Origin of the sequence: Gordonia paraffinivorans, from assembly GCF_900683595.1 — a bacterium.
In the GTDB taxonomy this organism is placed as follows: Bacteria; Actinomycetota; Actinomycetes; order Mycobacteriales; family Mycobacteriaceae; genus Gordonia; species Gordonia paraffinivorans.
Map to the genome: position 1 here is coordinate 1,227,741 of NZ_CAACYD010000007.1, position 20,408 is coordinate 1,248,148.

A 20,408-nucleotide genomic window follows, 5' to 3' on the forward strand; every position below is an offset into this window, starting at 1 on the left:
CGGCGGAGTGTCGACGCCTCGTGCCCTGTCCGGTCTGGCCTCCCTCGCGTGTGCGGACAAGTCGTTCCGCGAGGTCCACGAGCGTCTCGGCGAGCGACTGCTCGAGATCACCGCTCCGGATGCGGCGCGCCCCTTCCTCGTGACCTGCCTGGCCTCCGTCGCCGCCGATGCGCCGCTGCTGGTGGTGTCGGCGAACGGACGCGAGGCCGACGACCTGACCGCCGAGCTGCGCGAGATGCTCGCCGACGCCGACGCGGTCGCGCAGTTCCCCTCGTGGGAGACGCTCCCGCACGAGCGCCTGTCGCCGAGCGCGGACACCGTCGGACAACGCCTCGCCGTCCTGCACCGGCTGGCGAACCCCGGCGACAACCCGTTGCGCGTCGTCATCACCACGGTCCGGTCCCTGGTTCAGCCGATGGCCCCCGGACTGGGCGACGTCGCCACCATCACCCTGCGGGAAGGTGTCGAACTCGACTTCGACGGCCTGCTCACCCAGCTCGTCGAGATGGCCTACGAGCGGGTCGACATGGTCGGGCGCCGCGGCGAGTTCGCGGTGCGCGGCGGCATCCTCGACGTGTTCCCGACCACCGCCGACCATCCCGTCCGCGTGGAGTTCTGGGGCGACGAGATCACCGAGATCCGCGCGTTCTCCGTCGCCGACCAGCGCAGCCAGCCGGAGATCGACGTCCCGCAGGTGCGCATCCACCCCGGTCGCGAGTTGCTGTTGACCGAGGATGTTCGCACGCGCGCAAGCGAACTCGCGGCCGAGAACCCGGACGACCAGACGCTCGTCGACATGCTCGGCAAGCTCGCCGAGGGTATCCCGGTCGACGGCATGGAGGCGCTCATCCCCGCGCTGGTCGACGGGAAGATGCAACTGCTCACCGAGGTGCTGCCGAAGGGCAGTCGGGTCCTCGTCCTCGACCCGGAGAAGGTGCGCACCCGCGCCGCCGACCTGTCGAAGACCGGTGCGGAGTTCCTCGAGGCGTCCTGGACGGCCGCGGCGATGGGGGCCGACGCGCCGCTCGACGGCCGCGCGACGAGCAGCTTCGGCATCGATCTCGAGGCCAGCGCCTACCGGCCCCTCGACGAGGTGCGGGCCGCCACGCTCGAGGCGGGGCTGCCGTGGTGGACGGTCTCGCCGCTGTCCACCGGCGTCGGCGACGAACTCGAACTCGACCTCGCCCCGGGCCCGGCCCCGCGCGGCGACGAGAAGGAGATCGCCGCGACGTTCGCGCAGTTGCGCGCCCACGTCCTCGACGGCAAGACCGCCGCGATCGTCGTCGCCGGCAAGGGCACCGCCCAGCGCGTCGGCGAGCGACTCTCCGAGGCCGAGGTGCCCTACGTCATCGCCGAACCGGGGCACCGTCCCGAGCCCGGCGTGGTCTCCGTCTTCCACTCGACCCTGCGCGGCGGCCTGGTCTGCCCCGACTCCGGGCTCGTGGTGGTCACCGAGGCCGACCTCACCGGCACCCGGGTCGCGAATGTCCGTGACGGGCGCAAACTCCCGGCCAAACGCCGCAACCAGGTCGACCCCCTCGCGCTCAAGGCCGGCGATCTCGTCGTGCACGACCAGCACGGCATCGGCCGGTTCGTGGAGATGATCGAGCGGACCGTGTCGGGAGCCCGGCGCGAGTATCTGGTGCTCGAGTACGCGTCGAGCAAGCGCGGCCAGCCGGCCGACCGGCTGTACGTGCCCATGGACTCGCTCGACCAGCTGTCGCGGTACGTCGGCGGCGAGCAGCCGGCGCTGTCCAAGCTCGGCGGGTCGGACTGGCAGAACACCAAACGCAAGGCGCGAAAGGCGGTTCGCGAGATCGCCGGCGAACTCGTCCAACTCTACGCCGCGCGGCACGCGGCGCCCGGCCACGCCTTCGGGCCCGACACGCCGTGGCAGAAGGAGATGGAGGACGCCTTCGACTTCACCGAGACCGCCGACCAGCTGCAGGTGATCGCGGAGGTCAAGGCCGACATGGAACGGCCGGTCCCGATGGACCGCGTCATCGTCGGCGACGTCGGCTACGGCAAGACCGAGATCGCGGTCCGCGCGGCGTTCAAGGCCGTGCAGGACGGCAAGCAGGTCGCCGTACTCGTGCCGACGACGATCCTCGCGCAGCAGCACCTGCAGACGTTCACCGAGCGCATGAGCGGCTTCCCGGTGCGCATCCGCGGCCTCTCGCGGTTCACCGACGCCAAGGAGTCCCGCGAGATCATCGACGCGATGGCCAAGGGCGAGGTCGACATCGTCGTCGGCACGCACCGGCTGCTGCAGACCGGTGTCACCTGGAAGGACCTGGGCCTGGTCATCGTCGACGAGGAGCAGCGGTTCGGCGTCGAGCACAAGGAACACATCAAGTCCCTGCGCACCCACGTCGACGTGCTGACCATGTCGGCGACCCCGATCCCGCGCACCCTGGAGATGTCGATGGCCGGCATCCGGGAGATGTCGACGATCCTCACCCCGCCGGAGGAGCGCCACCCCGTGCTGACCTACGTGGGCGCCTATTCGGCCAAGCAGGTCGCCGCCGCTATCCGCCGCGAGCTGCTGCGCGACGGGCAGGTGTTCTACGTCCACAACCGGGTGTCGACGATCGACAAGACGGCCAAGGAGATCGCCGCGATGGTGCCCGAGGCCCGCGTCGTGGTCGCGCACGGCCAGATGGGGGAGGACCAGCTCGAGCGCACGGTCAACGGGTTCTGGAACCGCGAGTACGACGTGCTGGTCTGCACGACGATCATCGAGACCGGTCTCGACATCTCCAACGCCAACACCCTCATCGTCGACCGCGCCGAGAACCTCGGCCTGTCGCAGTTGCATCAGCTCCGCGGACGCGTCGGCCGCAGCCGCGAACGCGGCTACGCCTACCTGTTGTACAGCCCGGACCGTCCGCTGACCGAGACCGCCTACGACCGGCTTGCGACGATCGCGCAGAACAACGAGCTCGGCGCCGGCATGGCCGTCGCGCTCAAGGACCTCGAGCTGCGCGGCGCCGGAAACGTTCTCGGCGCCGAACAGTCCGGCCACGTGGCCGGCGTCGGCTTCGACCTGTACGTGCGGCTCGTCGGCGAGGCGGTGGAGGCCTACCGCGCCGCCGCCGACGGCAAGCCGGTCGAGCAGCGCGAGAACCTCGAGGTGCGCATCGACCTCCCCGTCGACGCGCACATCCCGGTCGAATACGTCGATTCCGACCGTCTTCGCCTCGAGGCCTACCGCAAGCTGGCCTCGGCCGCCGACGACGCCGAGGTCGACGCGGTCATGGCCGAACTCGCCGACCGCTACGGTCCGCCGCCGGTGGAGACCACGCGCCTGGCGTCGATCGCGCGACTGCGCCTGCGGTGCCGGGAACGCGGGATCACCGAGATCGGCCTGGCCGGACAAGGTGTCAAGATCTCGCCGCTGCCGCTGCTCGACAGCGAGCAGGTGCGCCTGAAGCGCCTGTACTCGTCGGCGTCGTACCGGGCCACCACCTCGGTGGTGACGCTGCCGATCCCGCGCACCGGGGGTGTGGGTTCGGCTCGTCTGCGTGACGACGAGCTGATCGAGTACCTGACGACGTTCCTGACGCAGATCAAGCCGCAACCGACCGGCTGACGCCGCGTACGGACATCCGGGGGCGGACGAGACCGTTGGGGGGTCGAGAAAGGGCGTACGACGAATGACGGTGGTGCTGCTGGATTCCGTGCGGCCGGAGCTGATCCCGCTGCGGGCCTGCAGGTATCTGCGAGGACCGGTCCGGGTCACCGAGGACGTCCCGGGCACCGTGCTGTGGGAGTTCGACGGCGTGGAGGCGGTCTTCGACGAGGTGCTCGCCGACACCCCGCCCGACTCCGTGCTGGTCAGCACCGACCCCGATCACCGCCTCGTCCGCGCCCGCGTCGCCCGCGGCGAGCAGGTGATCGATGTGCGGAGCGTCTCGGGCATGGCGCTCCTCGAATCGGTCGCCCTCATGGACCGACTCCGCCGCAACGGACCGTGGGAGAGCATGCAGACCCACCGGTCGCTGCGCCGCTACCTGCTCGAAGAGGTCTACGAGCTCCTCGACGCGATCGACGCCGGCGACGCCGCCGAACTCGAGGAAGAGCTCGGGGACCTGTTGCTGCAGGTGCTCTTCCACGCCCGCATCGCCGCCGACGACCCGGAGTCGCCGTTCGACATCGACGACGTCGCACGCAGTTTCACCACGAAGGTGATGGGCCGGACCCCCGGCGTGCTGTCGGGCGCGCACTCCGATCTCGAGACCCAGATCCGGGAGTGGGAGGAGCGCAAGGCCGCGGAGAAGAAGCGCGGTTCGGTGCTCGACGGGGTCGCCACCACCCAGCCGGCGCTGGCACTGCTGCAGAAGATCCTCGAACGCCTCACCGCCGCCTCGTATCCGGTGGACACCATCCCGGCCGAGACGTGGACGGTCACCGTGACGGCCGACGACGACAGCGTCGAGGCGCAGGCCCGCGACCGCGCGCTGGCACTGATGGAGTCCGTGCGGGTGGCCGAGGCCCGCGCGAAAGAACAGGGCGTCGAACTGGATTCGCGCGCGGCCTGGGAGAGCGTGCTGGGGAACTGAGCCCCGGCCGGGATCACTCGAAGATCCGCTGGCCCCACCACTCGCCGCGTTCGAGCCCCGGCGGGATCGCGAAGTGCGCGGAACCGTTCGGGATCAGGTACTCGGTCATCGCGTCCTGGCGCGACAGGATCTGCTGCATCGGCACGAACTGCTTGCCCGTGTCGCGGTTGAAGGCGATGAAGAACAGGCCGGCGTCGAGGTGGCCGAAGCCGTCGGTGCCGTCGGTGAAGTTGTACCCGCGACGCAGAATGCGCACGCCGCCGAGGTTCTTCGGATTGGCCAGCCGCACATGGGAATTGCGCGGGATGATCGGCGCACCGCCCGAGGTGATCTGAAAGTCGGGCTCGTCGAACTCGTCCTTCTGGCCGAGCGGGGCGCCGGTCTTCTTGGTGCGCCCGACCACCTGCTCCTGCTCGAACAGGTTGGCGCGGTCCCAGGGCTCGATGTCCATCCGGATGCGGCGGGCGACGAGGTAGGTGCCGCCGGTCATCCACTGCGCGCCGGGCGGGTTGTCCTCCGGTGCGACCCACACCCAGCGATCGAGCAGGTCGGTGTCCTCGGCGCGGATGTTCGCCGTTCCGTCCTTGAAACCGAACAGGTTTCGCGGCGTCTCCTGCGACTGCGTGGTCGACGACGTGCGGCCGAAGCCGAGCTGCGACCACCGGACGGCCATGACGCCGAAGGCCATCCGCGCCAGGTTGCGGATCGCGTGGACGGCGACCTGCGGGTCGTCGGCGCAGGCCTGCACGCAGATGTCGCCGTAGGAGCGGTTCGGATCGATCTTCTCGGCCGCGAAGATCGGCAGGTCGACGAGCGTGGGCGGCCGGCGGTCGGCGATGCCGAACCGGTCGCGCCGATCGGGATTCGACGAGCTCGGGCCGAACAGGCTAGGCCCGACGCCGAAGGTGAGGGTGAGATGAGCGGCCTTGAGCCCGAGCGCTTCTCCGGTGTCCGCCGGCACGGAGTACTCACCGAGGCCGGTGGCGCCGTCGGGAACGGTCTCCTCGCCGCGGGTCATGCGCTCGGCGGCCTCGGTCCACTTCCGCAGCACCGCGATCAGCTCGTCCCGCGAGTCGGTGATGACGTCGAAACTCGCGAAGTGCAGCCGGTCCTGCGCGGCGGTCGTGATACCGGCCTGGCGCGGCCCCCGGAACTCGACGATCTGGTTGTCGGGCGCGGCGGGTGGGGTCGTCGCACGACCGACGGCGGCCCCTCCCGCGGCGGCGATCAGCCCGATGCCGGTCCCGCCGAGGATGGCGCGGCGGGACAGGCCCCGCCGCCCGCCGCGTGCGTGGGGCTCTGCTCGGGGGTCTGGTTCTTGCCGGTCGCCGGGTGGGCGGAGCGCTGCCGACGAAGGAAGATCGTGGTCACCACGGCCACGTAGGCGATCCACGCGATCACCTGCAGCACGGTCGGATCCGGCTGGACGTTGAAGATGCCGCCGAGGATCGTGCCGTACCAGGACGACGGGTCGTAGACGCCGGAGATGTCGAAGGCGACGGCGTCGGCGCCGGGCAGCCAGCCGACCACCTGAAGGGCGTGGATGCCGTAGGTGAGGATGCCCGCGGCGACGATGATCAGGAACAGCCCGGTGTAGGTGAAGAACACGGAGAAGTTCATCCGGATCGCGCCGCGATAGATCAGGACGGTCACCACGACGGCGGCGAGGATGCCGAGCACGAGCCCGAGCAGCGGCCAGAGCCCGCCGGAGACGCTCTCGGCGTATCCGACCATCAGCAGCGCCGTCTCGAACCCCTCGCGCCCGACGGCCAGGAAGGACAGGCCCATGATCGAGGCCCCGCCGGCGACGAGTGCCTTGCTCATCCCGCTGCGCAGGTCGGCGGACATGTGGGACGACGCCTCGCTCATCCAGAGGACCATGAAGGTCACGATCGCGACCGCGACCAGGGAGGCGACGCCTGCGATGGTCTCCGCCGCGAGCGGCGTCATCGTCGAGGTGCCGAAGTGGATGCCCAGGAACACCCCGAGGGTCATGGCGATCGCGGCGGCGACCCCGGCCCAGATCCACTTGAGGGCGTCGCGGCGGCCGGTCTTGACGACGAAGGCGATCAGGACCATCACGACGATCCCGCATTCGAGTCCCTCACGCAGGCCGATGAGGCCGCTGCCGAACATCTGGGTGTAGATCGACGGGCCCTCGGCGAGGACGCTCGTGCTGCTCGCGGTCAGTGCCGACAGGTGACCCATCCAGTTGTCCGTTTCTCCGACGCCGCCGGGCGTTTCCGTTGCTCCGACGCCGCCGGGCGTCATGGGTTTGGTGAGGCTAACCAGAAGAACGATGGGCCCCTCGCTCCGGAGGGGAATAGGGCAGTTCGCCTCAACCGGTGATCGACGACGTCCCGGATGCCGGCCTCGGGCCCGGGAACCGAACACGGGCGTCGACAGTTGTCCTTGCGAGTGTGATGTCGCCGGGTCACGTGCCCGACACATGTGAGTTGCGTGCGAGCCGACCGCGAGCCGTGTGGGATCGTGGACGGTCGGCGCACGGCCGGTCGGGGGACTTCTTCTCACCGCGTGGTGCCGACGACATCGAACATCTCGACGACGAGACGGGAGTGAGCGGGGAATGCGGGTGCACGGTGGGCGACGCCATCGCGGCAGGTGGCGGAACGGACTGGTGGCGGGAGGTGTCGCGATCGCGTCGTCGCTGCTGGCCGGCTGCATCGACATCCCGTCGCTCAGTCGGCCCGACATCCCGGAGGGCATACCGCCCGGTCCCGGCGTCACGCAGCCCTACATCGACATCAACGCACCCGGCCGCACCGCCGACCTGATGCGCGAGTGGGCCGAACCGATCGCCGAGGCGACCGGCATCCCCCTCGTCTCGCTGCAGGCCTATGGCAACGCCGCGGAGATCCAGCGGCAGCAGCACCCGGAATGCGGCATCACCTGGACGACGCTGGCCGGCATCGCCGGGGTGGAGAGCAAGCACGGTCGACACCGCGGCTCGAAGGTCGCCGCCAACGGCGACGTGAGCCCGCCGATCCGGGGCGCCAAGCTCGACGGCACGCGCGGGAACATGGAGATCGTCGACACCGACGGCGGCCGGCTCGACGGCGACGCCACGCATGACCGCGCGATGGGTCCGTTCCAGTTCATCCCCGAGACCTGGAAGCGGTTCGGGGTCGACGCCAACGGCGACGGGGTGCCCGACCCCGACAACATCGACGACGCGGCCCTGTCGGCCGCCCGCTACCTGTGCGTGTCCTCGGGCAACGACATGACCGTGCCGGAGGGCTGGGAGAAGGCGGTCCGGACCTACAACAACTCGAGCGCCTACGTGCTCGACGTCCGCGATCACGCCAACGCCTACTCGGTCAACGTCAAGTTCTGACAGGCGTCTTCGGGCGACGGTCCGCGCCGCGCGGCCGAACGCGGAGACCTTGTCTCGAGGACCACAGGTGCAGCCACTACTCTTTGACCTACCGACCGGCACGAGAGCCGGCACGTCCACCGAGATCGGAGTTCAGTCGTGGCAATCATCGAGCAGGTAGGTGCGCGCGAGATTCTCGATTCGCGGGGAAACCCGACGGTCGAGGTCGAGGTCGTCCTGGATGACGGCACCTTCACCCGCGCCGCTGTCCCGTCCGGGGCATCCACCGGCGAGCACGAGGCCGTCGAGCTGCGTGACGGCGGTGAGCGTTACCTGGGCAAGGGTGTCACCAAGGCCGTCGAGGGTGTTCTCGGCGAGCTGGCACCGGCGGTGATCGGTATCGAGGCCGAGGAGCAGCGCCTCGTCGACCAGGCCCTCCTCGACTGCGACGGCACCCCCGACAAGAGCCGGATCGGCGCCAACGCGATCCTAGGTGTGTCCCTGGCCGTGGCCAAGGGCGCGGCCGAGTCGGCCGGCCTGCCGCTGTTCCGCTACATCGGCGGACCGAACGCCCACATCCTGCCGGTCCCGATGATGAACATCATCAACGGCGGCGAGCACGCCGACAACGGCATCGACTTCCAGGAGTTCATGATCGCCCCGGTCGGCGCGCCGACCTTCAAGGAGGCCCTGCGTTGCGGCGCCGAGGTCTACCACGCGCTCAAGTCGGTTCTGCACAAGCAGGGGCTCAACACCGCGCTGGGTGACGAGGGCGGCTTCGCCCCCGACCTGCCCAACACCGAGGCCGCCATCGCGGCGATCGGCGAGGCCGTGGGCAAGGCCGGCTACAACTTCGGTCGCGACGTCGTCATCGCGCTCGACGCCGCGTCGACCGAGTTCTACTCCGACGGCGTCTACAAGCTCGAGGGCAAGGAGCTCGGCGCCGACGAGATGGTGTCGTTCTACGAGAAGCTGATCAGCGACTACCCGATCGTGTCGATCGAGGACGGCCTGTCCGAGGACGACTGGGCCGGCTGGGCCAAGCTGACCGAGGCCATCGGCGACAAGGTGCAGCTCGTCGGTGACGACCTGTTCGTCACCAACCCCGAGCGTCTCGAGGAGGGCATCTCCAAGGGCATCGCCAACGCGCTGCTGGTCAAGGTCAATCAGATCGGCACCCTGACCGAGACCCTCGACGCCGTCGCGCTCGCCCACAACAACGGCTACAAGACGATGATGAGCCACCGGTCCGGCGAGACCGAGGACACCACCATCGCCGACCTGGCCGTCGCGTGCAGCTGCGGACAGATCAAGACCGGCGCCCCCGCCCGCTCCGAGCGCGTCGCCAAGTACAACCAGCTCCTCCGCATCGAAGAAGGCCTCGGCGACGCGGCGCGCTACGCGGGCGATCTCGCCTTCCCGCGTTTCTCGTTTGGTTCGTGATTAGCTGTTCACATGGCTTCGGAGCGACGTCACCGCGGTGACGGGCGTCGCCGTGCCCGGGATCGCCGCGTCGATCCCCGCACGCGCGACGCCCGTCGCACGCGACGCCACGAGCGGCCGAGCCGACCGATCCGTCCCGTCCCGCCGGTCTCGGTCACCGAGACCGGCGAGACGGAGCCGGTCACCGCTGCCGACTCGGCAGTCTCGGCCGACACCGCGGTCCGGACGTCGCGCCGAGCGGCCGCACCAGGACGCTCGCGGGTGTCGTCGGGCTTCGCGGCCCGGCTGCGCCGCCTCGAGATGACCCCGGCCACGGTCGCCACACTGGTGATCACCGTGGTCGTCGTGTGCGTGGTGGCGCTGACGCTCGCGATGCCGCTGCGCACCTATTTCAGCCAGCGGTCGGAGTTCAACCAGCTGGCCGCGGCCAACGAGCAGCTGCGACGCGAGGTCGCGGACTACCAGCAGAAGGTCAACGAGCAGAACGACCCCGCGTACATCGAGGCACAGGCGCGGGCACGCCTGCAGTTCGTCAAGCCGGGGGAGATCCCGCTGGTGATGCTGTTCCCCGCCGACGAAGCGCGCCGGGAGGCGCAGGAGCGTGCGGAGAAGCGGGCACGCGCTCCCTGGTACGGCAACCTGTGGGACACCCTGTCGACGCCGCCTTCCGCGCAGTGAGCGATGCCCCGGTCACCCTTTCCGCCCGGAGGTCATCGCCCGCACCCCCCCAATTCGCCCAGACACCCGATCACAGTGAGGCACCGGACGTGAGCGTGTCAGAGGAAGATCTCGCCGTCGTCGAACAGCAGTTGGGACGCCGGCCGCGCGGGGTCATCGAGATCAGCTACCGGACCCCGGACGGTCGGCCCGCGGTCGTGAAGACCGCGCCGCGGCTGCCCGACGGAACCCCGTTTCCGACGCTGTACTACCTGACCGACCCGCGGCTGACCGCCGAGGCGAGCCGCCAGGAGTCGGCCGGGGTGATGAAGGGGATGACCGCGCGCCTGCAGTCCGATCCCGAACTGGCCGAGGCCTATCGCCGCGCGCACGAGTCCTACCTGGCCGAGCGCGACGCCATCGAGCCGCTCGGCACCGACTTCACCGGCGGCGGCATGCCCGACCGGGTGAAGTGCCTGCACGTGCTCATCGCGCACTCGCTCGCCAAGGGCCCGGGCGTCAACCCGCTCGGCGACGAGGCCGTGGCCCTCGCCGCGGTCCACGGGCTGCGCGGCACGGCGATCCCCGCAGACTGGCCCGACACCCTGCCGCCGGAGGTCCGCGACACCGACGGGGCGGGAGACGGCTCGTGACGGTCGTCGGCGCCGTCGACTGCGGCACCAACTCCATCCGCCTGCTCGTGGCGAAGCCCGGGCCCGACGGCCGGCTCGTCGACCTGCACCGGGAGATGCGCATCGTCCGTCTCGGTCTCGGCGTCGACGCCACCGGCCGGTTCGCGCCCGAGTCGATCGAGCGCACCCGCGTGGCGCTCGCCGACTACGTCAAGATCATGGAGTCGCTCGGGGTCGAAAAGGTCCGGATGGTCGCGACCTCGGCGACCCGGGACGCGTCGAACCGCGACGAGTTCTTCGCCATGACCGCCGACCTGCTCGGGTGTGTCGTCGACGGCGCCATCGCCGAGGTGATCTCGGGCGACGAGGAGGCCCGGCTGTCGTTCCGCGGCGCGGTCGGCGAATTGGACCCTGCCAGTGGACCTTTCGTCGTCACCGACCTCGGCGGCGGATCGACCGAGGTGGTGATCGGCGACGCCGACGGCGTCCACGCCGCGTACTCGGCCGACATCGGCTGCGTGCGACTCACCGAACGCGCGCTGCCGTCGGACCCCCCGACCGCCGCCGAGATCGACGCCGCACGCGTCTTCGCGGCCGAGCGGCTGGCCGAGGCCTTCGCCGCGGTGCCGGTGGATTCGGCGCGCACCTGGGTCGGCGTCGCGGGCACGATGACCACGCTCGCCGCGCTCGCCGCGGGCCTCGACGACTACGACTCGAAGAGGATCCACCTGTCGCGGGTCTGGTTGTCCGATCTCGATCGCATCTGCTGGGACCTGATCCACATGCCGCGCGCCGAGCGGGCGGCCCTGGGGCCGATGCACCCGGGACGCGTCGACGTGATCGGCGGGGGATCGATCGTCACCCTCGAGCTGGCGAGGACCCTGTCCGAGCGGGCCGGGATCACCGAGCTGGTCGTCAGCGAACACGACATCCTCGACGGGATCGCACTCGGCATCCTCGACTGAGTCGCTCGGATCGGGTCGGCGGGAACCCGTTCGGGCCCGTCGAGCGGGTCTCACATCCGCGGATAAGATGTGAGCCATGGCATACAACCTGCGTTGCCCCTGCGGCGAGTCCATCACCGCGCTCGAGGACGACTTCGTCGCCAAGGTGCAGGCGCACCTGGCGGCCGAGCACCCGGGCCGCGAGTACACCGAGACCGAGATCATGCTCATGGCGATGACCGTGCCCGATCGCGCGGTCAAGTCCGACTAGCCGAGAGATCGGCCCGAGACGAATGAAGCCGGCACCCATGAGGGTGCCGGCTTCGTCGGTGAACTGTGCGACGCTACGCCGCGGCCGCGGGGTTGCGCAGCGAGATGTTGTTGCAGGCCTCGCAGACCGATTCCGGGATGATTCCCGCACGCTGCAGGAAGCCGAAGATCGTGCAGCCGAGGCAGAATCCGAGCACCGACTCCAGGCTCGCGGCGACCACCAGCACGCCGGTGACGATCTGGGCGGCCGGGCCGAGGCCGAACAGGCTCAGCACGAAGGCCGCGCCGCTGACCACGAGACCGATGGCCTGCGCGAAGCGCTTCGGCGGACCCGGGACCAGCTTCTCCTTGCGGACGACCTTCGGGACGAGGACCTTCACCGAGAGCTGACCGAACGGGGAGAGCGTCGGACCCGAGGCCACGCGGAGCACGAAGCCGAGGGCCAGCAGACCGTAGAGAACGGGGTTGTTCACCGCGATCGCGATGATGGCGAGCACCACGACCAGACCAGCGGTCGTGCGTGCCGCATAGTCGTTGACGGGGTTGGGGAAGGAGAAGACCTCACGCGCCGACATCGACGTACCTCTCGAATCTGCGGAGTGACCCGCGCTGGACGATCAGCAACAAGCTACGGACGTCAACGCGCCTTGGCAAAGGTTCCATCCACGCAGATCGGAAGACGGTGAGGTCGGTCTCACAAGCCCTCGTTCACAGATGATCGGTGTCGGGGTCGATGCGCGGCTCCTCGGCCGCGATCTCGCGCGGGTCGGCCACGTCCGGCTCGTCCTGTCCGGTCACGCCGCCGTCGGTCGCCGTCTCGGCGTTCCGCGAGATCTCGCCCTCCTGGTCGATGCCGGTCTGCTCGCCGACGTCGATGCGCTCGGGCAGATCGTCGAGCTCGGTCCCGGTGACCTGCCCGGCCTGTTCGGAGTCGGCGAACGGCCGCGAGAAATCGACTTCGCCGGTGACCTCCGCGTAGGCGAACTCGGCGTCGAGGATGGAGTCGTCGGCTCGGCGGTCCTCGTCGTCGGCCCTGGCCCGGCGGGCGGCCTCCCGCATCTCGAACCCGTCGGTGACGATCTCGCCGATCTCCCGGGTCACCCCGACGACCGCGCCGGTGATGATCGTCGCGATGCGACCCACGTGCGTGGCCGTCGATTCGATCAGCTCCTGCAACAGGTCCTTGTTCCGCTCGATGTTGTCGATCATCTCGTGCCCCCTGGATTCGCGGGATGTCCGCCGTGGATTCGCGGGTGGTTCCCGCGATCGCCGTCGACGCCGCCCGTGTGCATGGAAGAGCGGCTGGTCCCGAGCGTACCCGCGGGACCAGCCGCTCAAACGGCGTTCGCCGAGCGGTCGGTGGGAGCCGACGTCCGCGCTGCTCAGGCCGCCGACGCGGGCTCGCGCTCGACGATGACGGTGAGGTCGTCGTCGTCACGGGTCATGAAGTTCGGCAGCGACAGCTTGGCGATCTTCTTCCAGGTCGACCCGAGCTGCCGGCTCAGCGGCCCGGTGTTGTAGGGCAGGCCGTGGCGTTCGCAGATCTCGCGGACCTCCTCGGCCATCTCGGGGTAGCGGCAGGCCGGGATGTCGGGGAAGAGGTGGTGTTCGATCTGGTGCGACAGGTTGCCGCTCATGATGTGGAACAGCGGGCTGCCGGTGATGTTGGCCGAACCGAGCATCTGGCGCAGGTACCACTGGCCACGCGTCTCGTTCGCGCACTCCTCCGACGTGAATGTCTGTGCGCCGGTGGGGAAGTGGCCGCAGAAGATGATGGAGTACGTCCACACGTTGCGGACGAGGTTCGCGGTGGCGTTGCCGAGCAGCGTCGGGATGAACAACGGTCCCGTCAGCGCCGGGAACACGACGTAGTCCTTGAGCACCTGGCGACCGGCCTTGCGCCACATGCCCTTCAGCAGACCCTTGACGTCACTCCACTTGCGCTTGCCCGCGATGACGTTCTCCGCCTCGAGGTCGTGCAGCATGACGCCCCACTCGAACAGGAGCATCAACGCGGTGGCATAGCCGAGATTGCCCAGGTAGTAGGGATTCCACTTCTGGTCGCGGGCCATCCGGAGGATGCCGTAGCCGATGTCGCGGTCCTCGCCGAGGATGTTGGTGAAGGTGTGGTGCAGGTAGTTGTGGCTGTGCTTCCACTGGTCGGCCGGGCACACGGTGTCCCATTCGAATTCGCGGGAGTTGTAGGAGTCCTCGCGCATCCAGTCGTACTGGCCGTGCATGACGTTGTGGCCGATCTCCATGTTGTCGAGGATCTTCGACACCGAGAGCGCGCCGACCGCGGCGATCCACGCCGGCGGGAAGAAGCCCAGATACATCAGCGCACGGCCGCCGATCTCGAACCCGCGCTGGGCGCGGATGACGGAGTACAGGTAATCGCGGTCCTTCTGCCCGAGGTCGGCGACGACGCGGGCGCGCAGTTCGTCGAGGTCGCGACCGAGCGCCTCGACCTGTTCGTAGGACAGGACCACGGTGTTGGGATCGTCCGCGGAGTGGTCGGCGGTGGTGGGCGCGCCGGCGGGGCGGGTGTCGCCGACGGTTTCGCGGGTGAGTTCGAGGGTCATGTTTGCCTCCTCAGGTGGTAGGCGGAAGGTGATGTGGGAGCGGGTGTTCGGCGGCGGGGTGACGGTGGCCTCAGATGTCGATCTCGACCGAGCCGACCGGCGCGTTGATGCACAGCTGGATCTGCTTGTCGGATTCGACGTCGGTCTCTCCGGTCAGCACGTTGCGCGTGCACCCGGACTTCTTGACCGCGGTGCAGGAGAAACAGATCCCCATCCGGCATCCCGATTCCGGGGTCAGGCCGGCGCTCTCGGCCTGATCGAGCAGCGGGCGTCCGTCGTTGGCGGCGGTTGCGCCCGAACGCGAGAACCTGACCTCGCCGTCTGCCGAGTCCGGGTCGGCGACGACGGGCGCGGTGAGCGTGAACGCCTCCCGATGCAGGGGCCGGGAGATCCCGAGATCGGCGTGTGCGGCGGCCACGGCGTCCATGAGCGGGGCGGGCCCGCAGACGAACACGTCGGCGTCGGCCAGCGCCGGGACCCCGTCGAGGTGGTCGACGGTGAAGTGGCCGTCGTCGGCCTCACGGGTGAAGTGCAGGCGCAGGTCCAGCTGCGGATGCGCCTGCTCGAGCTCGGCGAGCTCGGCGCGGTAGGCGACATCGTGCCGCGTCGGTGCGTAGTGGACGAAGGTGATCGGTCCGGCGAAGGATTGCGATACGAGCGTCCTCAGCATTGAGAGTACAGGTGTAATCCCGCTGCCACCGCTGATGAAGACTGCGGAGGCCGGGTCGGTCTCGGGCAGGACGAACTCCCCGTCGGCCTGGGACAGCCCGACGACGTCGCCGGGGCGGGCGTGGCGGGCCAGGTGCTTGGAGACCAGGCCGTCCTCGTTGGCTGTGACGGTGAGTTCGATGGTGCCGTCGGGACCGGACCCGGCGTTGGCGGGCGAGAAGCAGCGGGTGTGCCGCACACCGTCGATGACGACGCTGAGCTGCACGAATTGCCCGGCGCGGTGGCCCCGCCACTGGCGCGTGGGGCGGATGGTCAGGCGGACCGTCCGGGCGGTCGGGTGCTCGATCCGCACGATCTCGCCGCGCAGGTCGCGCCAGGTGAGCATCGGGTCGAGGAGTTCGAGGTAGCGGTCGACCGGATGCGGCGACAACGCCGCCTCGACGATCGATCCGACCAGTCGGTTCCATCGGCCGGAACGTGCGGCGACCGGGCGCGACTGGCTTCGGGTCTGGGGGCTGCGGATGCTCATGGCGGGCTCCGTTCGAGTAATTCGGTGTACATGTGTACACCGACAAGTGTGACACCGTGATCACCCCTGGCGTCAACCCGTGGCCGTTGTGTCGGCGGTCACACGCCATGCCGGGGTGGGGCGGGGGAGGTGCGAAACGGACACATAGACTCGGCCTGTGGCACGCACGCGGAGTACGAGCCGGGGTCATTCCTCGGGCAACGGTGAATCGCACTCGCGTGCCGATCGCAAGAACCAGACGCGTGAGGCGCTGCTGGACACGACGAGGTCGCTCGTCGCCGAGCGAAGCTTCGGCAGCATCAGCCTCCGCGAGGTGGCCCGCGGGGCGGGGATCGTGCCCACGGCCTTCTACCGGCACTTCGCGTCGATGGAGGACCTGGGCGTCACGCTCGTCGAGGACTCGATGCGGGTGTTGCGGCGCGCGTTGCGCGAGGGGCGGCGTGACCTCGCCGAACGCCAGGCGATGCCGACGGCCAAGACATCGCTGGAGATCCTGCTGCGTCACGTGCGCGAGAACGAGGCGCAATTCCGCTTCCTGGTCCGCGAACAGCACGGCGGCATCGCCGAGATCCGCCGCGCCATCGACACCGAATTGCGCTTGTTCTCCAAGGAACTCGCGATCGACCTGGCGCGCCTGCCCGCGCTCGCGGAGTGGGAGCCGGAGGATCTGGAGACGGCCGCGGAGCTGATCGTGACGATCATGCTCACCGCGGTCGCCGACCTCCTCGACGGCGAGTATCGCGGACGCGGGGCCGAGAAGGACATCGTGGAACGCACCGAGCGGCAGCTCGTGATGGTCTTCCTGGGCATGGCGCAGTGGCGCCCCTCCCGCTGAGCATCGGGTCGGGTGGCGTCGCGAACCCCCGGATCGGGACACACCGTCCGCCGGGCGGCGGCGAATTGTCCGATCCCGGTTCCAGGCGCTTCGAGGCCCAACGCCGTCACCAGCGGAAACGCGCCGGATAGCGTAGTCGGCGGCACCTTGTCGAGTTGGCGTCACGCCGATTTCAATTGTGGTCGCACCTGTTGCCGGTGATCGACACTTGCCGTCGGCGAGTGTGCTGCCGCGCGGCCCGCGTCCGGTCCGTGGGGATCACACCTGCCGTAGTCCTCCTGCTGTTCGACGACGAAAGGTGCCCTCGCGGTGTCTCTGCATTTCCACTGGTTCCTGCCCACCTATGGTGACTCCCGCAACCTGATCGCGGGTGGGCACGGCAGCCAGATGAACGGGGACCGTCCGGCCGACCTGAAGTACCTGAAGCAGCTGGCCAACGCGGCCGAGACCAACGGGTTCGAGGCGGTGCTGACGCCGGCGGGCCTCTGGTGTGAGGACGCGTGGCTGACCACCGCGGCCCTCATCGACTCGACCGAGACCCTCAAGTTCCTCATCGCGTTCCGCCCCGGTCTGATCTCGCCGCTGCTCGCCGCCCAGATGTCGGCGACCTTCCAGTGGCACTCGCAGGGCCGACTGCTCATCAACGTCGTCACGGGTGGGGAGTCGAGCGAGCAGCGCGCCTTCGGCGACTTCCTCGCCAAGAACGCCCGCTACGAGCGGTGCGACGAGTACCTGGAGATCATCCGCAGCCTCTGGACCTCCGACGAGCCGGTCGACTTCGTCGGCAAGTACCTGCGCGTGGAGAACGCGCTGCTCGGCCGTCGCCCCGACCCGACGCCGCAGGTGTTCTTCGGCGGATCGTCGCCGGCGGCCGGCGACGTGGCGGCCAAGCACGCCGACACCTATCTCACCTGGGGCGAGCGTCCCGAGGACGTGTCGAAGAAGATCGCCTGGATCAACGGCCTGGCCGCCGCGCAGGGGCGCACCCTCGACCACGGCATCCGTTTCCACGTGATCGCCCGCGAGACCTCCGAGCTGGCGTGGGCCGAGGCCTCGCGCCTGCTGGGCGCCCTCGACCCCGCGCAGGTGGAGGCGGCGCAGCGCAACCTCGCCCGGTCCGAGTCGGAGGGGCAGCGCCGGATGAGCGAACTCCACGGTCGCGGAAAGGCTTTCGGTTCGTCGACCGATCCGCGCTCGCTGGAGATCCACCCCGGTGTCTGGGCCGGGGTCGGCCTGGTCCGCGGCGGTGCCGGCACCGCGCTGGTCGGCTCCTACGACGAGGTCGCCGCACTGATCGGCGAGTACGCCGCCCTCGGTCTCGACCACTTCGTCCTGTCGGGCTACCCGCACCTGGAGGAGGCCTACCACTTCGGCGAGGGCGTGCGTCCCGCGCTGGCACGCCTCGGCCTCCTCGACGAGGGCGGCTCCCGCCCGAAGGAAGAGGTCCGCACCGCCTTCCTGCCGCGCCTGCAGGCCGCGTCCTCCTGATCCCGCCCACTCCCGTTCCACTCACGCTCCACGACCACCAGCGGAGGTAAACCATGTCCACCGAATCCATCGCGGACCAGATCAAGTTCGCCTACTGGGTGCCCAACGTCTCCGGCGGCCTGGTCACCAGTGACATCGAACAGCGCACCAACTGGGACTACGACTACAACGTCAAGCTCGCCCAGACCGCGGAGAACAACGGCTTCGAGTACGCGCTGTCGCAGGTGCGCTACGAGGCCAGCTACGGCGCCGAGTACCAGCACGAGTCGACCAGCTTCAGCCTCGCGCTCCTGCTCGCGACGCAGCGTCTGAAGGTCATCGCCGCCGTCCACCCGGGCCTGTGGCATCCGGTGGTGCTGGCCAAGTTCGGCGCCACCGCCGACCACCTGTCCAACGGCCGCTTCGCGATCAACGTCGTCTCCGGGTGGTTCAAGGACGAGTTCACCCACCTCGGCGAGCCCTGGCTCGAGCACGACGAGCGCTACCGCCGCAGCGCCGAGTTCCTGCAGGTCATGCGCAAGGTGTGGACCGAGGACGATGTGGAGTTCCGCGGCGACTTCTACCGCATCCACGACTTCACCCTGAAGCCCAAGCCGCTCAACACCCCCGAGCGTCCGAACCCCGAGCTGTTCCAGGGCGGCAACTCGACCGCCGCCCGCCTCAACGGCGGCAAGTACGCCGACTGGTACTTCTCCAACGGCAAGGACTTCGACGGCGTCACCGAGCAGATCGACGACCTGCGCAACGTGGCCCGCGCGAACAACCGCGAGGTCAAGTTCGGCCTCAACGGCTTCATCATCGCCCGCGACACCGAAAAGGAAGCCCGCGACACCCTGCGCGAGATCGTCGAGAAGGCCAATCGTCCTGCGGTGGAGGGCTTCCGGGACGCCGTCCAGCAGGCCGGCAACGCCACCGGCGACAAGAAGGGCATGTGGGCGGACTCGACCTTCGAGGATCTCGTCCAGTACAACGACGGTTTCCGCACCCAGCTGATCGGCACCCCGGAGCAGGTCGCCGAGCGCATCGTCGCCTACAAGCGCCTCGGCGTCGACCTCATCCTCGGTGGCTTCCTGCACTTCCAGGAGGAGATCGAGTACTTCGGCGAGAAGGTGCTCCCGCTCGTCCGCGAGCTCGAGGCCGCGCAGGCTCCCGTGGGGGTCGCGTGACGGCAGTGGGGCAGGCTGCCCGGCCCGTCGTGGCCGACCGGATCTCCTCGACGCAGGAGGCCCTGTCCGTCGCGCGGGAACTGGCCGCGTCCTTTGCGGCCGGCGCGGCCGAACGGGATCGTGATCGCAGGCTGCCATTCGAGGAGATCGACCGGCTCTCGGCGTCCGGACTGCTCGCACTGACCGTGCCCGCCCGGTTCGGCGGACTCGACGTCGCACCGAGTGTCCTGGCCGAGGTCGTGTCGATCCTGGCGGCCGCGGACCCGAGCATCGCGCAGATCCCGCACAGCCACTTCGTGTATCTCAACCTGGTGCGCCTCGCCGCGCCGGAGCAGCTGGCCGAGCGCATCTTCGCCGATGTGCTCGCCGGCGGGCGCATCGCCAACGCGCAGTCCGAGCGCGGGGGCAAGACCATCGCCGACATCTCGACGAGGCTGACCCCGGTCGACGGCGACGGCACGCGGTTCAGCCTCGACGGTGAGAAGTTCTACTGCACCGGTTCGCCGTACGCGCACACCCTCGCGGTGCTGGCGAAGCTGGACGCGGCGGTCGGCGACTTCGCGCCCGGCGAGTACGTGGCGTTCATCCCGGCTGACTCCGCAGGCGTGGAGATTGTCGACGACTGGGACGCGGTGGGGCAGCGGACGACCGGCTCGGGCACCGTCCGGTTCACCGGCGTGGGGGTTCGCGCCGACGATCTGGTCGCCCGTGCCGCGGCGACCGCCGCACCGACCGCCTACGGTGCGTACGCACAGCTGCTGCACGTCGCGATCGACACGGGCATCGCCCGCGGAGCGCTGAACGCGGCCGCCGAGTTCGTGCGCACCAAGGCGCGCCCGTGGTTCGAGGCCGGCGTCGAGCGCGCGGTCGACGACCCGCTGGTGGTCCAGCGCTTCGGCGAACTCGACGTCGACGTGGCCACCGCCGAGGCCATGCTCGCCGCGGCCGGCCGGGCCGTCGACGAGGCCGTGGCCGCCGGTACGCGTCCCGAGCTCGCCGCGGAGGCGTCGATCGCCGTGGCGCGGGCCAAGGCCGTCGCCGACCGGGTGTCGACGCCGGTGGCGTCGGCGCTGTTCGAGGTGAGCGGAACGCGTGCTGCGGCAGCCGGATCCGGACTCGACCGGTTCTGGCGGGACGCCCGCACCCACACGCTGCACGACCCCGTCCGCTGGAAGTACCAGCACATCGGCCGCCGCCTGCTGCGCGGCGAGGACCCGCCGCTGCACGGCGTCATCTGAACCACGGGGTCATCTGAACCACGGGGTCATCTGAACACTGCCGTCACGACGATCGCGTT

18 protein-coding genes are annotated in these 20,408 nt (G+C 69.6%); 12 read left to right on the forward strand and 6 right to left on the reverse strand.

The genetic code is table 11. The features are described 5' to 3' along the window. Positions 1-7 precede the first annotated feature (7 nt). Both mfd and E1P53_RS18640 read left to right on the forward strand, forming a co-directional pair. A complete protein-coding gene (gene mfd, locus E1P53_RS18635; protein WP_131735142.1) occupies positions 8-3,592 on the forward strand; it encodes a transcription-repair coupling factor in 3,585 nt (1,194 codons plus the stop codon). Positions 3,593-3,656: 64 nt separating this feature from the next. Beyond that, positions 3,657-4,562: a nucleoside triphosphate pyrophosphohydrolase gene (locus E1P53_RS18640; RefSeq protein ID WP_131735143.1), complete on the forward strand. Its 906-nt coding sequence runs from the start codon at positions 3,657-3,659 to the stop codon at positions 4,560-4,562. Positions 4,563-4,575: 13 nt separating this feature from the next. On the opposite strand, the gene efeB is transcribed toward E1P53_RS18640, so the two are convergent. Next, entirely contained in the window at positions 4,576-5,832 is a 1,257-nt protein-coding gene (gene efeB, locus E1P53_RS18645; RefSeq protein ID WP_131735382.1) for an iron uptake transporter deferrochelatase/peroxidase subunit, read from the reverse strand. After that, the gene (gene efeU, locus E1P53_RS18650; protein ID WP_131735144.1) at positions 5,790-6,770 is read right to left on the reverse strand and encodes an iron uptake transporter permease EfeU; all 981 of its coding nucleotides are present in this window, start codon (positions 6,768-6,770) and stop codon (positions 5,790-5,792) included. Before efeU ends, efeB begins: the two co-directional genes overlap by 43 nt. A gap of 379 nt (positions 6,771-7,149) precedes the next feature. On the opposite strand from efeU, the gene E1P53_RS18655 reads away from it, so the two are divergent. The 6 genes from E1P53_RS18655 to E1P53_RS20520 all read left to right on the forward strand — a co-directional run bounded on the left by E1P53_RS18655 (position 7,150) and on the right by E1P53_RS20520 (position 11,843). Next, positions 7,150-7,917 (forward strand): lytic murein transglycosylase, encoded by a 768-nt coding sequence (locus tag E1P53_RS18655; RefSeq protein WP_131735145.1) that lies wholly within the window; start codon positions 7,150-7,152, stop codon positions 7,915-7,917. A 138-nt stretch (positions 7,918-8,055) separates the two neighbouring features. After that, on the forward strand, positions 8,056-9,339 hold the full coding sequence (gene eno / locus E1P53_RS18660; RefSeq protein WP_006900502.1) for a phosphopyruvate hydratase: 1,284 nt from the start codon (positions 8,056-8,058) through the stop codon (positions 9,337-9,339). Between the two features lie 12 nt (positions 9,340-9,351). Further along, positions 9,352-10,017, forward strand: a complete 666-nt coding sequence (locus tag E1P53_RS18665) for a septum formation initiator family protein (RefSeq protein ID WP_006900503.1) — start codon at positions 9,352-9,354, stop codon at positions 10,015-10,017. An 89-nt stretch (positions 10,018-10,106) separates the two neighbouring features. Then, the gene (locus E1P53_RS18670; protein ID WP_131735146.1) at positions 10,107-10,649 is read left to right on the forward strand and encodes a DUF501 domain-containing protein; all 543 of its coding nucleotides are present in this window, start codon (positions 10,107-10,109) and stop codon (positions 10,647-10,649) included. Continuing rightward, positions 10,646-11,593, forward strand: a complete 948-nt coding sequence (locus E1P53_RS18675) for a Ppx/GppA phosphatase family protein (protein ID WP_131735147.1) — start codon at positions 10,646-10,648, stop codon at positions 11,591-11,593. Before E1P53_RS18670 ends, E1P53_RS18675 begins: the two co-directional genes overlap by 4 nt. 76 nt (positions 11,594-11,669) lie before the next feature. After that, positions 11,670-11,843: a hypothetical protein gene (locus E1P53_RS20520; protein WP_006900506.1), complete on the forward strand. Its 174-nt coding sequence runs from the start codon at positions 11,670-11,672 to the stop codon at positions 11,841-11,843. Positions 11,844-11,916: 73 nt separating this feature from the next. On the opposite strand, the gene E1P53_RS18680 is transcribed toward E1P53_RS20520, so the two are convergent. The 4 genes from E1P53_RS18680 to E1P53_RS18695 form a co-directional block, all read right to left on the reverse strand. Then, positions 11,917-12,417, reverse strand: coding sequence for a DUF4395 domain-containing protein (locus E1P53_RS18680; protein WP_131735148.1), 501 nt, complete (start codon positions 12,415-12,417; stop codon positions 11,917-11,919). 133 nt (positions 12,418-12,550) lie between these two features. Beyond that, a complete protein-coding gene (locus tag E1P53_RS18685; RefSeq protein ID WP_006900508.1) occupies positions 12,551-13,051 on the reverse strand; it encodes a hypothetical protein in 501 nt (166 codons plus the stop codon). 173 nt (positions 13,052-13,224) lie between these two features. Further along, positions 13,225-14,424 (reverse strand): fatty acid desaturase family protein, encoded by a 1,200-nt coding sequence (locus E1P53_RS18690; protein WP_131735149.1) that lies wholly within the window; start codon positions 14,422-14,424, stop codon positions 13,225-13,227. A 70-nt stretch (positions 14,425-14,494) separates the two neighbouring features. After that, positions 14,495-15,622 (reverse strand): ferredoxin reductase, encoded by a 1,128-nt coding sequence (locus E1P53_RS18695; protein ID WP_131735150.1) that lies wholly within the window; start codon positions 15,620-15,622, stop codon positions 14,495-14,497. Between the two features lie 157 nt (positions 15,623-15,779). On the opposite strand from E1P53_RS18695, the gene E1P53_RS18700 reads away from it, so the two are divergent. From E1P53_RS18700 to E1P53_RS18715, 4 genes are all read left to right on the forward strand, one after another. Then, complete coding sequence (locus E1P53_RS18700; protein ID WP_006900511.1) at positions 15,780-16,457, forward strand: TetR family transcriptional regulator; 678 nt, start codon at positions 15,780-15,782, stop codon at positions 16,455-16,457. A 309-nt stretch (positions 16,458-16,766) separates the two neighbouring features. Next, positions 16,767-17,945: an LLM class flavin-dependent oxidoreductase gene (locus E1P53_RS18705; protein WP_131735151.1), complete on the forward strand. Its 1,179-nt coding sequence runs from the start codon at positions 16,767-16,769 to the stop codon at positions 17,943-17,945. A gap of 53 nt (positions 17,946-17,998) precedes the next feature. Then, positions 17,999-19,111: a dimethylsulfone monooxygenase SfnG gene (gene sfnG / locus E1P53_RS18710; protein ID WP_006900513.1), complete on the forward strand. Its 1,113-nt coding sequence runs from the start codon at positions 17,999-18,001 to the stop codon at positions 19,109-19,111. Further along, a complete protein-coding gene (locus E1P53_RS18715; protein ID WP_006900514.1) occupies positions 19,108-20,349 on the forward strand; it encodes an SfnB family sulfur acquisition oxidoreductase in 1,242 nt (413 codons plus the stop codon). Before sfnG ends, E1P53_RS18715 begins: the two co-directional genes overlap by 4 nt. The last annotated feature ends 59 nt before the right edge of the window (positions 20,350-20,408 follow it).

Bases quoted from the DNA above. Each gene is read 5' to 3' on its own strand.
- E1P53_RS18640 (WP_131735143.1), top strand. From the start codon at position 3,657: ATGACGGTGGTGCTGCTGGATTCCGTGCGGCCGGAGCTGATCCCGCTG.
- efeU (WP_131735144.1), bottom strand. From the start codon at position 6,770: ATGGGTCACCTGTCGGCACTGACCGCGAGCAGCACGAGCGTCCTCGCC.
- E1P53_RS18655 (WP_131735145.1), top strand. From the start codon at position 7,150: ATGCGGGTGCACGGTGGGCGACGCCATCGCGGCAGGTGGCGGAACGGA.
- E1P53_RS18665 (WP_006900503.1), top strand. From the start codon at position 9,352: ATGGCTTCGGAGCGACGTCACCGCGGTGACGGGCGTCGCCGTGCCCGG.
- E1P53_RS20520 (WP_006900506.1), top strand. From the start codon at position 11,670: ATGGCATACAACCTGCGTTGCCCCTGCGGCGAGTCCATCACCGCGCTC.
- E1P53_RS18680 (WP_131735148.1), bottom strand. From the start codon at position 12,417: ATGTCGGCGCGTGAGGTCTTCTCCTTCCCCAACCCCGTCAACGACTAT.
- E1P53_RS18685 (WP_006900508.1), bottom strand. From the start codon at position 13,051: ATGATCGACAACATCGAGCGGAACAAGGACCTGTTGCAGGAGCTGATC.
- E1P53_RS18690 (WP_131735149.1), bottom strand. From the start codon at position 14,424: ATGACCCTCGAACTCACCCGCGAAACCGTCGGCGACACCCGCCCCGCC.
- E1P53_RS18695 (WP_131735150.1), bottom strand. From the start codon at position 15,622: ATGAGCATCCGCAGCCCCCAGACCCGAAGCCAGTCGCGCCCGGTCGCC.
- sfnG (WP_006900513.1), top strand. From the start codon at position 17,999: ATGTCCACCGAATCCATCGCGGACCAGATCAAGTTCGCCTACTGGGTG.